Source organism: Bythopirellula sp. (genome assembly GCF_041737835.1).
GTDB lineage: Bacteria > Planctomycetota > Planctomycetia > Pirellulales > Lacipirellulaceae > Bythopirellula.
Genome location: NZ_JBGSQY010000021.1, coordinates 24,765 through 37,362 on the forward strand (window position 1 = coordinate 24,765; position 12,598 = coordinate 37,362).

At 55.2% G+C, this 12,598-nt stretch carries 12 protein-coding genes; 9 read left to right on the forward strand and 3 right to left on the reverse strand.

All coding sequences use genetic code 11. The features are described from left to right. Window positions 1-41 precede the first annotated feature (41 nt). A complete protein-coding gene (gene ybeY / locus AC6T8Q_RS04780; protein WP_500677988.1) occupies window positions 42-551 on the forward strand; it encodes an rRNA maturation RNase YbeY in 510 nt (169 codons plus the stop codon). Continuing rightward, on the forward strand, window positions 548-1,846 hold the full coding sequence (locus AC6T8Q_RS04785; RefSeq protein WP_500677989.1) for a hemolysin family protein: 1,299 nt from the start codon (window positions 548-550) through the stop codon (window positions 1,844-1,846). The genes ybeY and AC6T8Q_RS04785 overlap by 4 nt, the downstream gene beginning before the upstream one ends. Before the next feature lie 687 nt (window positions 1,847-2,533). Here the strand turns inward: AC6T8Q_RS04785 and AC6T8Q_RS04790 are convergent. Then, the gene (locus AC6T8Q_RS04790; protein WP_500677990.1) at window positions 2,534-3,103 is read right to left on the reverse strand and encodes a hypothetical protein; all 570 of its coding nucleotides are present in this window, start codon (window positions 3,101-3,103) and stop codon (window positions 2,534-2,536) included. A 1-nt stretch (window position 3,104) separates the two neighbouring features. Next, window positions 3,105-3,998, reverse strand: a complete 894-nt coding sequence (locus tag AC6T8Q_RS04795; RefSeq protein ID WP_500677991.1) for a type I restriction enzyme HsdR N-terminal domain-containing protein — start codon at window positions 3,996-3,998, stop codon at window positions 3,105-3,107. A 258-nt stretch (window positions 3,999-4,256) separates the two neighbouring features. Between AC6T8Q_RS04795 and AC6T8Q_RS04800 the strand changes: the two genes are divergently transcribed. The 7 genes from AC6T8Q_RS04800 (at window position 4,257) to AC6T8Q_RS04830 (ending at window position 10,827) form a co-directional block, all read left to right on the forward strand. Continuing rightward, window positions 4,257-4,403, forward strand: coding sequence for a hypothetical protein (locus AC6T8Q_RS04800; protein ID WP_500677992.1), 147 nt, complete (start codon window positions 4,257-4,259; stop codon window positions 4,401-4,403). A 395-nt stretch (window positions 4,404-4,798) separates the two neighbouring features. After that, on the forward strand, window positions 4,799-6,193 hold the full coding sequence (locus tag AC6T8Q_RS04805; protein WP_500677993.1) for a tetratricopeptide repeat protein: 1,395 nt from the start codon (window positions 4,799-4,801) through the stop codon (window positions 6,191-6,193). Next, window positions 6,171-6,707, forward strand: coding sequence for an LPS assembly lipoprotein LptE (gene lptE / locus AC6T8Q_RS04810; RefSeq protein WP_500677994.1), 537 nt, complete (start codon window positions 6,171-6,173; stop codon window positions 6,705-6,707). The genes AC6T8Q_RS04805 and lptE overlap by 23 nt, the downstream gene beginning before the upstream one ends. Window positions 6,708-6,765: 58 nt before the next feature. Then, window positions 6,766-7,698, forward strand: a complete 933-nt coding sequence (gene folP / locus AC6T8Q_RS04815) for a dihydropteroate synthase (RefSeq protein ID WP_500677995.1) — start codon at window positions 6,766-6,768, stop codon at window positions 7,696-7,698. Window positions 7,699-7,756: 58 nt separating this feature from the next. Then, a complete protein-coding gene (locus tag AC6T8Q_RS04820) occupies window positions 7,757-9,046 on the forward strand; it encodes a glutamate-5-semialdehyde dehydrogenase (protein WP_500677996.1) in 1,290 nt (429 codons plus the stop codon). Window positions 9,047-9,077: 31 nt separating this feature from the next. Next, the gene (gene fliM / locus AC6T8Q_RS04825; RefSeq protein ID WP_500677997.1) at window positions 9,078-10,127 is read left to right on the forward strand and encodes a flagellar motor switch protein FliM; all 1,050 of its coding nucleotides are present in this window, start codon (window positions 9,078-9,080) and stop codon (window positions 10,125-10,127) included. Window positions 10,128-10,473: 346 nt separating this feature from the next. Further along, entirely contained in the window at window positions 10,474-10,827 is a 354-nt protein-coding gene (locus AC6T8Q_RS04830) for a hypothetical protein (protein WP_500677998.1), read from the forward strand. Window positions 10,828-10,831: 4 nt separating this feature from the next. Here the strand turns inward: AC6T8Q_RS04830 and AC6T8Q_RS04835 are convergent, their stop codons facing one another. After that, window positions 10,832-12,568 carry a carbon starvation CstA family protein gene (locus tag AC6T8Q_RS04835; protein WP_500677999.1) on the reverse strand — a complete coding sequence of 579 codons (1,737 nt, stop codon included), beginning with the start codon at window positions 12,566-12,568 and terminating at the stop codon, window positions 10,832-10,834. Window positions 12,569-12,598 lie beyond the last annotated feature (30 nt).

The following is a 12,598-nucleotide window of genomic DNA, read 5'->3' on the forward strand; positions in this document are numbered from 1 at the left end:
AACACCGTTTGGACAAAGTTCCCCCACCCACGTCTTCCCCTATGCCCAGCGAATCGGACCCTGCGAAACGGGCTTACCGAATTCTTGTCGCCAACGAACAAGCGACATTAACCATCGACGAAGCGCGATTAGTCGCCGCGGTGGACGCCATTCTGGCCGACACGGATTATTCCCAAGCCATGGTGAGCATCGCCGTGGTTGATGATCCTGCGATCCACGCACTCAATGTGCAGTATCTCCAGCACGATTATCCCACTGACGTATTAAGCTTTGTTCTGGAGGAAACGCCGCAGCTCGTCGAAGGGGAATTGATCGTCAGCTCCGACACGGCGGTGCGGGAAGCCCAGGAAGCAGGTTGGTCGCCGCTGGACGAATTGTTGCTCTACGTGATTCATGGCACGCTGCATTTGGTGGGCTATGACGATCACGAACCGGCCGATCAGCGAGAAATGTACGCGGCCGAGGCACACTATTTGAGACAGTTGGGAATCGCCCTGCCAGCTGACCGGTCACGTTGGCAGGATGCTCTTGGAAAGGATTCGTCATCGTGACGTTGTCGGCATTGCTCATAACGGGTCTGGTAACACTCGCAGCCGCGATAGTGGCCAATCTCGGTGCGCGGTCGTTGCGAGACTTTTCTCGGCACGATTTAGAAGAAATCTGCCGCCGCCGCGGCAACCCAGATCGTTTTTCCCAAGTCTTGCAAGAACACGAACACGTGGGGCTGGGTGCTGAAATACTGACCGTGCTGCTCGCCGCGTTTGCCGTGGTGATTATCACCGCCTGGGTCGACATGCGTTGGGAGTTGGCCGACAACGAAGATTGGAGCACGCTTCTCGCCACGGGTGCGGTGTGTGCTTTGGTCCTGATCATCGGCATCGTTTGGATCAGCCGCGCGATCGCGCGTGTGTTCTCCGAAGAGTTTCTGTCTCGCACTTGGCCGCTGTGGCGGGGGCTGGCTGTGCTGACGACGCCGCTAGGTTGGGGGGCGCATTTCTTGGACGTGCTGTTCCACCGCATAGCTGGCCGCGAGCAACACGACGAAGACGACGAGCGGATCGAGGAAGAAATCCGGACGATTGTCAGCGAAGGGCACCGCGAAGGTTTGCTCGAAGAAGAAGCCCGGGAAATGATCGAAGGGGTGATCGACCTCGGCGAGGCCGATGTAGCGGACGTAATGACTCCGCGGACCGACATGCACATGCTTTCGATCGGGCTGGAGTGGGATGCCCTCATTGCCGCAGCGATTGAGACGGGCCACACGCGGATCCCTGTGTACGAAAAGAACCGCGACGACATCATCGGCATCCTGTACACCAAGGACTTGCTCCCCGAGTTGGCAACGAGCGATGGAGCATCGCGAACTCCGATTCGAGAACTGCTGCGTAAGCCGGTCTTTGTGCCCGAAACCAAGCCAGTGCATGATCTGTTGCAGATGTTCCAAAAAATGCGGACCCATATCGCGGTCGTGCTCGATGAATACGGCGGCGTGGCGGGACTGGTCACCGTCGAAGACGTTCTCGAGGAAATCGTCGGCGAGATCGTCGATGAATACGACGAAGAAGTCGTCGAGGAAATCCACATGATCGACGACAACATCTGCGAAGCCCTCGGCAAAACACGCATCGACGAAATCAACGAACGCTTAGGCATCGAACTCCCTGAGGATGGTGATTACACGACGATCGGCGGATTTGTCTTTTCTGAACTAGGCCGCGTGCCGGTCTCTGGTGAATCGCTCACGTGGCAGGAGCAGGTGCAAATCCGCGTGCTCGAAGCCTCGAAACGCCGCGTCGAACGAGTGCGCATCGAGCGGCTGACCGACGACCAACGCGAAAGCGCGTAGGTTTATCAGGTCATTCTGAGGCGAGCCATAAACTCCCGCAGGGAAATCACGGCGAGCCGAAGAATCTAGTCTACACATCCACACGGTTTGTCCATGTGTTGGGTATAGGCCGGAACAAGCTCCGCGCCGTTCCGGCACAGAACAGTGTTAAGTAAGCCATGCCGGAACGGCGCACCGCTTGTTCCGGCCTACAAAAACATCTCTTCAGGTTTGCGAGCTTTGCGAGGTTTGCTTGGTTTGCGGTCTCATAAATGTTGCCAACCTGCCTTTTCGCGCGAGCGCTGGGGTCCCAACTTTGGTGACGAAACTCTTGGGTTTTGTCACTTGGTCAAATCGCAAGTCTTGATAGTCCAAGCCCTTGCGAAAATCACACGTGCCAAAACGAGTCGACTTTTGGTCAAAACGCACGGCGAGCGTGTTCCAAAAGGACTGTCTGCGGATTCAGTTTTTAAAGAACATGCCTAGCAAATGGCGAACACCATTATCGCGATTGAGAATCGCTTCGCCACAACAATTCTTGGCCGGGGTGAAGATATTAAACCACAGAGGACACGGAGAACACGGAGGAAAGGCAACCACGAATCGGTCGAATAGCACGAATAAGAATGAGAGAAAAGGATATCGGAGGTCAGGAGAATTGCATCGGAGAATATTGAGCCCCAATGCGCTATAGTCTGCGCCCAATTGTTAATTGATAAAAACTGGATTGTTGCCTTGAGGGCATCTCTTTTCGTAAGGCAGTCCTATTCGCGTATAAACATTTTGCCAATATAAGGGGTCTGCTGCACCAACCTGTCGGCAAAACTTCGCAAAAGATGGCAACGTTTCGAGTGACGCAAACTCGGGCTTCACCTTTCCATCGGCATCTAGATAGGACGGCATCATTTCAAATTGTAGCGTTGAAAATTCACGCGAGCCTTTAAGGACAGACTTCAACTTGTTGCGTTCCTCATCCGCAACAAAAAGCGTGGCGACTAGTTGGGGTGTCGTTGCAAATTCCGCGGCTATTTCGTCCAATTCTGCCTCTCTCTCACTCAACGAAAGCAGAAGAAACTGATTAGCAATCCATAACTTCAGTGCCGTGTCAATCTGTAGTACATCAAATCCCTGTAGTGACGACAGTGGATGATAAGGAAGCCCGTCATTTTCCTGTAAAGCTGCCGCGACAATATCAATTATCGGATCCGCGGTCTCTGGTGTCATTGGAGCTGGCTTTGGCAGCAATCTATCTAACCCAAAGAACTGGAGCCAATTCATATCAATTCCTTTCTTCGACCTCGACAACGGCAACGACCTCATCACCATTGGCTTTTTCGACCTTTGCTTTCAACTGCTTGCCTGCGGCACGAGCGATTTTTCGTTTCGCTTCGGTGGCCTTGTCACCTTCTAATATCTCACGCTTGATAACTTCGGCTGCAAGTGCCGTCTTAATCTCTTCGATCTCGACACGGACGTCCGGAGACATGAGTTTGAGTTGACGACGAAGCACCTGCAATACGGGATCGGTCAGTATCATGGCACCAAGAAAGAAGCGGCTGAGCGTTTGCTTCTGGGTGTGATATTCACCAAGGACCGATTTTATCCAGCCTTCCTTGCAGAATAGAAATAGCGATTCAACGTCCTTGGTACTCTTGGGCGAGAGATTGCATATCTCCAACTCGATCACAAGTTCTTGGCCGATCGGTTTTCCAAAGATAACTTTGTAGACTCGCCAACTAACACCGTTTGTTAACACGACCCAATCGACGCCTTGATTGGCAGCGTAATCAACTGCCTGCTTGACATGCTGTTCTTTCAAGTCGAGTCCGATTGCTTTGACTTCGATCAGCATTTCCAGCTTGCCCTCTAACTTGATCGCCAGATCGCAATAGGTACCACGGATTGCATACTCCGAAGTAATCTCGAGAAACTTGTCATAGCCAAAGATTTCGGCCAGCATGTCGTTGATGATGGTTACGGTATCAGACTCACCCACGTCTCGCGTCTTCGCAGAAGCAAGAATCGGCTGAAAGCGTTTGATGCCGGCAACGATACGTTGGTTGACTTTGGCTGGTATCTTTACCATTACTACCCCTGGCGACGAAGTTAAAGAGAAAAGACCATTTGCAAATAATCTAAACTTCACACTTGCCAAAGTAAATAAGTCACTCATCAATAAAATCTCGGCCACCCCCGAATGTGACGAGAATGGCAGAGGACCGGTAGTCCGTGTATGTCGGGATAGCAGACAGTTGGCTGACAAAAGAAAAATGCGATGCGGGGTGACTGCACGATCAACAACTGACGGTCACAATCCACGGTTGTCGATGTTCAACCGCGAACCAGGAAACTTCAAAACTGACCGCATCGCTCTTTGAGTCGGGTGAGTCGGTGACGAACGTGAAAACGTCACCAACTCTGCCTAAGAAGTATGGCCCCGACTAACGAAGGGGATTCGCAATATGCCACGGCGCTCACCGTCGATGGCGTCTTCGTCCCGAAGTTGCGAACGATTCGCTACTGCTGGCTTGGCCTGCAAAAGCAGTTGGCAAATTCGTATGAAAGAAGTCCGAAATAGAAAAGGAATAAGAAAAGGGGGCAAAACTCCCGCCCCCTTTTTTCCACCTCGGCTTGTTCCGGCCTGCATAACGCTTGACCTGCTCCGTGTTGCTTCGCGGCGCGTCGCGGCTAACGAGAAGTTCTTGAAGCTCGTGTCTCGAAACTCGAAACTGACAAATCATGAACGAAAACCATCCGCCCCGGGTGTATCGTCGGCGGGACCGACAAATCACCCGGGGCTAAAGTTTTTCGTGTGTTTGGTGTGTTTCGTGGTTTCTTTTCGCGCTGCTAGCAGAGCACGCAAACAGCCCTTGACCGCGTTCCCCTTTGGCCTGTACGGTTCCGCGTCACTTGTTCTCCGATTGCGCGCTGGTTGCGTGGTTGGAATGCCGTTTCACCTACACACGCTGCAGCATGCTCAGTAAGCCAGGCAAGCAGATCGCGATTCTGTGGACCATCGCCACACTCCTCTTAGGAGGCTGCGCGAGCATGGACCTTAATCCCACGAGTTGGCAGTTGCCGACCACCGGCGGGGGCGATCCCAAAGAGGTGGGCACCAAGGCGTGGTGGAAGAAGCACAAGAAAAAAGCTGAGTTCGTGCCGGGCGAAGGTTTTCGCGTGGCTGGCCAAGAAGGCTATTTCGATCAGGAAGGCCGGCCCATTCAGGCGAAAGTCGCCAAAGTCGTGAAGCCCAAAGGGGCCGGGGGCTTGCTCAACGACGTCGCTATGATCGAAACCATGGACGAAGTGAAAACAACCTTCGGCATGGGCCCCGACGCCACCGCCGCACGCGCGGCCTTTGCCAAGGGCGAAGAATTATTCCGGCAAGAAAAGTATGCCGACGCCGCGGAAGCTTTCGACGAAGCCGTTGACCGCGATCCGGATTCCGACATCGAACAAGATGCGATGTTCTATCTGGCGGAGAGTTATTTCTACGCCAACGAATATTCCAAGGCTGTTTCCCAATATGGTGACCTCTTGGAAAAGTATCCCAACTCGCAGCATCTCGACAAAGTCGTGCGTAGGCAGTTCGATATCGCGCGCTATTGGGAAAAGCATCATGAGTACGATCCTCATTGGGTCATGACGCCGAACGCATTCGACGACACGCGGCCCTGGTTCGACACCTTGGGCTATGCGATTAAAACTTACGAAAACATTCGTTTGAAAGATCCCACGGGGCCGCTGGCCGACGATGCGATCATGGCGACGGCGAATTCGTATTTCTTGAGGGGTCGCTACAGCGACGCGGATTATCACTACAACTTGCTGCGAACCGAATATCCACAGAGCGAGCATCAATTCGAGGCTCATCTGCTGGGGCTGCAAAGCAAGATTCGCAAGTACCAAGGTCCGAACTATGACGGCACGCCGCTCGAAGAGGCGAAGAAACTTGTCAAGCAAATCAAGCTGCAATTTAACGTCGACCTATCGGCCGAAGAACGCGAACGTTTGAATACGCAGCTGGCTCAGTTGAACGAAGCCTTGGCTGAACGTGACTTCGTGGTGGCCAAGTATTACGACGAAACCGAGCATTTTGGCAGCGCGAAATACTATTACGCCAAGATTGCCCGTGAGTATCCGACTTCGTCGCTGGGGACACAGGCTCGCGAGCGATATGATCAGATTCTCAGTTTGCCCGATCATCCGACGACTCAAGTTGGTTGGTTTTTGAAGATGTGGCCTGAGAATGCCGAGCGCAAAATGCTCCAGCAGGTGCCGCTCTTGGAGCAACAGCCTGACGTTCAAATGGCTACGCGACCGCAAACCGAAGGTGTGCAAGCCGATGGCAACACCGTCTATCGCTAAGCGTGCGGGTCTGAGTTTGCTCGCCGTGGTTCTCTGCTTGGGCTGCGCTTCGTACCGGATGGGGAGCGAATCGCTGTATGCCCCCGACGTGCAAACCGTCTACGTGCCGATGATCGAGTCCGATAGTTTCCGCCGGGATTTGGGCGAACGGCTGACAGAAGCGGTCGTCAAGGAAATCGAACTCAAAACGCCGTTCAAAGTCGTGGGCACCCCCGATGCGGATAGCATTCTCTCGGCCAGGCTCATCGCCGACACCAAGCGTGTGACCGTCGAAAACAAGAACGACGATCCCCGCGTGAACGAGATGGGGATGTTCGCCGAAATTTCGTGGCTCAATCGCCGCCGCGAGCCGTTGCGTTTGCCGTCCACGGTGATATTGCCGCCGGAATTGCTGCCGGTGAGCCAGACGGCCCAGTTGATTCCTGAAGGTGGCCAGTCGGTCGCGGTATCTCAGCAGCAAGCGATCGAGCGGCTGGCGCAGCAGATTGTTTCGACGATGGAAGAGCCTTGGTAGTGTTGGCTAAAAAGTCGTATGCGGTGCAAGCATTGGCGCTTCATGTTAAGCTCAAGGGATGAAATTCGAGTCTTCTCTTGCTAAGCGATATCCCCAGCGTGCGGCCCATTGGCAATTACGCTCCCGCACACTTGAGTTTGGGCGGTTGCCTTTGCTGATGGGGATTGTGAACGTCACGCCCGACAGCTTTTCGGATGGGGGGAAATTTTTTGACCCGCAAGTTGCCGTTGACCATGCGCTTGCCCTGGTGGCCGATGGGGCGGACATTCTCGACATCGGCGGGGAAAGCACTCGACCTTATGCCGATCCAGTGAGCATCGACGAAGAACTCCGCCGCGTTGTGCCGGTGATTGAATCTCTCGCCGCAGCGGTCAGCGTGCCGATTTCGATTGACACCAGTAAGGCCGTTGTTGCCGAAGCAGCAATCGCGGCGGGTGCTGAAATGATCAACGACGTCACCGGACTAGAAGGCGATCCGGCGATGCTGCCTTTGGCGGCGAAATCGCAAGTCGGCGTCTGCGCAATGCACATGCAAGGGACGCCAAAGACGATGCAGGATGATCCGCGCTACAACGATGTCGTTCGTGACATCCATAGTTATCTGGCGGCACGGCGCGATGCCTTGCTCGCCGCCGGAATTACGCCTGAACGCATTTGCCTCGATCCGGGAATTGGCTTTGGCAAAACGCATCAGCACAATCTGACGCTGATGGCCAACTGCTGGCAGTTTCATGAATTGGGCTGCCCGTTGTTGGTGGGGCATTCGCGGAAAGGTTTCTTGGCCAAGGTGATCGGTGATGCGGAGCAGGATCGCACGGCCGCCACCGTAGGGAGTGCCTTGTCGCTTGCCCGACAGGGTGTCCAAGTGATTCGCGTTCACGACGTGCGGCCCGTCCGCGAGGCATTGCTGGCATTCGCCGCGACCGGCGGAATCGACGGAGTGGCGCTCGAGCTAGCAAACCCATCGACGTTGACCCATCCTGGGCCATGAACGATACTTACGGAGATAGTGTCTGCTCATTGGACACTGCTGAGCAAGGCAAAACGTCATGGCTACCATCGAACAGTCTGAAGTCGCGACCGGTGATCTCGCCGAGTATTGCACTCAGGTTGCGCGACGAGCTAAGCAAGCCTCGGCCCAACTCGCGCAGCTCTCGGGCGAGACGAAGATCGCCTGGCTGAAGCGGTCGGCGGAACTGCTGCGTGAGAACAGCAATACGATTCAAGAAGCCAACGAACGCGATCTCGCGGCGGCCCCTGGTTATGGTTTTACCGCTGCGGAGATCGACCGCTTGCGGCTCACCCCCGAGCGGATCGAAGGAATAGCCTTGGCCCTGTGCGATGTCGCCATGCTGCCCGACCCCATTGGCGAAGTGATGCACTCCACGGTGCGGCCTAATGGGCTGGTGATCAACAAGGTTCGTGTGCCGTTGGGGGTGGTGTTCTTTATTTACGAATCACGCCCCAACGTGACCGCCGACGCCGCAGCGATTTGTGTTAAAGGTGGCAACGCGGTCATTTTGCGTGGCGGCAAAGAAGCCATTCACTCCAGTCAAGCGATTGTTGATTTGATGAAGATAGCGGCTCGTGAAACGGGTGTGCCGCTCGATGCCGTGCAGTTGGTGGAAACAACCGACCGCGCCGCGGTGGGCCATTTCTTGCAGCTTCCCGAATATATCGACGTGGCGATCCCGCGCGGTGGCGAGGGATTGATTCGCCGCGTTGTGGCGGAAGCCCAGATGCCTGTGATCAAGCATTTTCATGGTAATTGCCATGTGTACGTCGACGCAGCGGCGGATCTGGACATGGCTGTGGAGATTTTGATCAACTCGAAGTGCCATCGGCTGGGGGTTTGCAATGCCGCTGAGTCGCTGCTGGTGCATACCGACCTTGCCGGCGAATTTTTGCCCTTGGCCGCGACGGCGTTGGCTAAGCACAAAGTTGAACTTCGCGGTGACGAACGGACTTGCGAACTTGTCGATTTCGCCGTCCCGGCGAGCGAAGAAGATTATGCGGCGGAGTTTCTGGCCGCGATTATCTCGGCTTGCGTCGTCGAATCAGTCGATGCGGCCATCGCGCACATTAATCGCTACGGTTCAGGGCACACGGACACCATCGTGACGAACGATTTGCTTGCCGCGCAGAAATTCACGGCGGCCGTCGACAGCGCCGCGGTGATGGTCAATGCGAGTACCCGCTTTAATGACGGCGGGGAGTTTGGTCTGGGTGCCGAAATCGGGATCAGCACCGACAAATTTCATGCTCGCGGGCCTTGTGGCATCGAAGAGCTGACCAGTTACAAATACGTGGTTTTCGGACAGGGACAGGTCAGAAAATAGTCACAACACATTGAGCGCAATGGAGTGCGGCATGGGTGGCGATGTATTAAGTCAAGCAGAAGTCGAGAACCTGCTAAGTGCCTTGGAGGCCGAGCCGGAAGAGTTGCAGTCGTTGTCTGCTTCGCCGGTGACGCTCAGGCCGAAGGAAAAGGTTTCGGTCTACGACTTCAAACGCCCCGAGCGCGTCGGCAAAGAGCAAATGCGCGCTTTGCAAACGATGCACGAAGGCTTTGGTCGCAACTTTGGTGCGGCCCTTTCGGCCTTACTCCGCAATATCGTAGAAGTGAAGCTCACCAGCGTCGATCAACTCACCTACAGCGAATTCGTTTTTAGTCTTGAGAATCCGACGTGTTTCAATCTGATCAACGCGCCGCCGCTGGAAGGGCAGTTGATCCTCGATATTAATCCGTCGATTTTATTTCCGATCATCGACCGCTTGCTGGGTGGCAGCACGATGTCGACTGCTTCGGTGCGGCGGCCGCTGACCGAGATCGAGCTGCGGCTGGTCTCGCGGATCACAAGCTTGTTCCTCGCGGAAATGCAGCATACGTGGGAGAATGTTCTGAAGTTTGAGCTCGCGGTCGACCGAGTGGAGAGCAACCCGCAGCTTGTGCAGATCATTCCCGCTAATGAAGTGGTGGTGCTGATCAGCTTTGAACTGACAGTCGGCGAAACGCGTGGCATGGTGAACCTGTGCATTCCGTTTAATTCGATTGAGCGCATCAGCAACAAACTGACTTCCAATAGCTGGGTGAGCTACAGCAAGCGTCCGCCGACGCAAGAATCGATCCAATTGATCAGCGACCGCATCGCCGATGCGCCCGTAGAGGTGGTGGTCGAGCTTGCCGAAACGACAATCTCGACCGCGGACCTGATCAACCTCCGAGTGGGGGATATCATCGCGACGGAAAAGGATATTTCCGAACCGTTGGTGGTATCGGTCGAGGGAAAACCCAAGTATTTCGCCAAGCCTGGGCAACACAAAGGGCGCAAAGCCATTGAAGTGCTGGGGCTTTGCGAAGAACACCATCTGCAATACGCCGCGAAAAACGCAGCGGCTCAGGCCAAAACCGCAGGCTGAGCGTGGCCGAGTTCGTAAGAATCTGGTGACGAATCAATTGACACCGGGCCTGCTTCGCGGAAAGAATACAAGTTGTAGGCAACATCTTTTCATTATCTTATCTTTGATGTGACTGCCGTGCTTGTCGCGAATGTTGCCTGTTCGCGATTTTTTTGAGAACGCAGAACGAGAAGAGTGCCAGACTCTCGCACGCGTGCAGGGAACACTGCACAGCGCGATGGCCTGTGGTTTGTCTCAGTTGAGTTGTTGATTTAGACCGTGCGCCGCAATCAAGCGACGCAATGGTTGCCAATAGCGACACTCGCGTCGGGAAATATTTCCGGCGAACCTGTGAGGAGACATGCACATGGGGATCTCGGTTGTTTGCCCCAACGGGCACGAATTCAAGGTCAAAGATAAATACGCCGGCAAAAAAGGTGTTTGTCCTTTTTGCCCCGGGCAAGTCGTCGTTCGCGTGCCGGATGCAACTTCGTCGGATCAACTCAAAACGGCCGCCTTGCGCGCGGTGCGCCTCGAACATGGCGGCTCACCGAGTGGGTCTTCTGTTTTCGATGATCCGGAAGAACCCTCCGCCGAAACCAGCGGCAGCATGCTGGGCTCGTCAGTAATCCGTCACCACATTAAATGCAAATGCGGTGAAAAAGTGCCGATGTGGTTCGCAAAGTGTCCTAAGTGTCACGCCTTTATGCAGCAGTGGTGACGATTTACTGAGCGAGAGCAGGTTTAGGCTCAGGTTCTGACGGCTCACGCGAACCCAACAGCGCGATCACCGCTTCGTAGAGCATCATGGCGGCGAGCAGTATGAGCACAATTCCGATCCAACCGACGATATCGGACGACATGTGCCACGTTCCGTCGGCCGAGCGAAACTTGCTTAGCGTCATCGAGGCCAGCGCCCAGGTGCTCGTGAGATACATGAGCAAAGTTGGAATACCGGTCACGATCCAAACCCACCAGGCCCCGCGTGTTCGCCAGAGCCAGACCGTCACGCCGAGCAATGTCAGAGCGGCGAGCAATTGATTGCTGGCGCCGAAGAGATTCCAAAAAATACGCCAAACCGGCACATTGGGATCACTATGCCCTAGCAAGAAAAAGAGCGGCACTCCTGCGGTCAGCGCGGTTCCGAGCGCACGACCGCCCCGGCCGTGCCAGCCGGTGAGTTCCTGCAAGATATAGCGGCCCAATCGCGTGCAAACATCGAGCGTGTCGTAAACAAACGTCGTGAAGGCCATGAGCGCAAAAGTCATCCCCACGGCTCGTGGCAGATGGATGACTTCGAGGAACTTGCCGATCCCTTGGGAAAAGACTTGATTCGGCCCACCGTTGAGTTGCGGCGAACCGGCTGAAAACATCATCACGCAGCAAAGGGCAATGATCGACACCATCGCTTCCAGAAGCATTGTGCCGTAGCCGACCACGACGGCGTCGGTTTCCACGCGGAGTTGTTTGGATGTTGTGCCCGACGCGATGAGCGAGTGAAACCCGGAACACGCACCACAGGCGATGGTGATGAACAGTAAGGGGAATAAATTGGTCGTAATGCCGTCAGCTCCCGTCACTTGCCAGCCGCGAAACATGGGATATTCGGCAGTTCCACCGCCGAAGGCAAGACCCACCGCGCCGGCGGCAAGTGCCGCGTACAGAAACCAGCCTCCCAGTTGCCCCCGCGGTTGCAGGAGCAGCCAGACGGGCATCACCCCCGCGATCAAGCAATAGACGAGAAGAATCACGTCCCAAGTCTTTCGGGCACCGTTGTCGTCTTGGCCTGTCATCGCAGCCAGATCAAAGGGCATATACGGGCCAATAACAATTGCACCCGCAACCAACGGCAAAAAGATCGCCAATGCCCACTTTTGCGACAATCCTGCATAGCGCATCGCGAGGCCCATGATCAGCGTGAGCAGCAAGTATATGAGCGATGAGCTAGCGATCGCTGCCCCCCCGACGCCGCCTGCTTCCGCGGTGGCCGCACCTACAAACGACGCGGCAGTGACGTCGGTAAACGCCACGATGATGTAAATGAGTGCGATCCAAATGAACGAAAGGAACAGTAAATAGGATCGCCGCGACATGTGCTCGCGGACGACTTCGGCAATCGAACGGGCTTTATGGCGAATCGAAGCAACCAGGGCCGTGATATCGTGGACGCCGCCGACGAAGATCGAGCCGATCAAAATCCAAAGCAGAGCCGGCAGCCAGCCGAAGGTGATCCCAGCGAGAATAGGCCCCACGATAGGTCCCGCGGCAGCAATCGCTGAAAAGTGCTGGGGCAACAGGGCCGACGAGGAGAGCGGCTCGAAGTCGATGCCATCCCGCAATTCGACGGCAGGTGTCTTGGTCTTGGGATCAAGCTGCAAGAGCCGTCCCAGCAGTCGGCCGTAGGTGAGATAGGCCACCGTCAACACGACCGCCGACGGAAGCACGATATAGAGCAGATTCATGGAGAAGCTTTCACAACGCGAGAAACCGCA

Bases quoted from the DNA above. Each gene is read 5' to 3' on its own strand.
- AC6T8Q_RS04795 (WP_500677991.1), bottom strand. From the start codon at position 3,998: ATGAGTGACTTATTTACTTTGGCAAGTGTGAAGTTTAGATTATTTGCA.
- AC6T8Q_RS04835 (WP_500677999.1), bottom strand. From the start codon at position 12,568: ATGAATCTGCTCTATATCGTGCTTCCGTCGGCGGTCGTGTTGACGGTG.
- ybeY (WP_500677988.1), top strand. From the start codon at position 42: ATGCCCAGCGAATCGGACCCTGCGAAACGGGCTTACCGAATTCTTGTC.
- AC6T8Q_RS04800 (WP_500677992.1), top strand. From the start codon at position 4,257: ATGGCCCCGACTAACGAAGGGGATTCGCAATATGCCACGGCGCTCACC.
- AC6T8Q_RS04830 (WP_500677998.1), top strand. From the start codon at position 10,474: ATGGGGATCTCGGTTGTTTGCCCCAACGGGCACGAATTCAAGGTCAAA.
- AC6T8Q_RS04805 (WP_500677993.1), top strand. From the start codon at position 4,799: ATGCTCAGTAAGCCAGGCAAGCAGATCGCGATTCTGTGGACCATCGCC.
- AC6T8Q_RS04820 (WP_500677996.1), top strand. From the start codon at position 7,757: ATGGCTACCATCGAACAGTCTGAAGTCGCGACCGGTGATCTCGCCGAG.
- folP (WP_500677995.1), top strand. From the start codon at position 6,766: ATGAAATTCGAGTCTTCTCTTGCTAAGCGATATCCCCAGCGTGCGGCC.
- fliM (WP_500677997.1), top strand. From the start codon at position 9,078: ATGGGTGGCGATGTATTAAGTCAAGCAGAAGTCGAGAACCTGCTAAGT.
- lptE (WP_500677994.1), top strand. From the start codon at position 6,171: ATGGCAACACCGTCTATCGCTAAGCGTGCGGGTCTGAGTTTGCTCGCC.
- AC6T8Q_RS04790 (WP_500677990.1), bottom strand. From the start codon at position 3,103: ATGAATTGGCTCCAGTTCTTTGGGTTAGATAGATTGCTGCCAAAGCCA.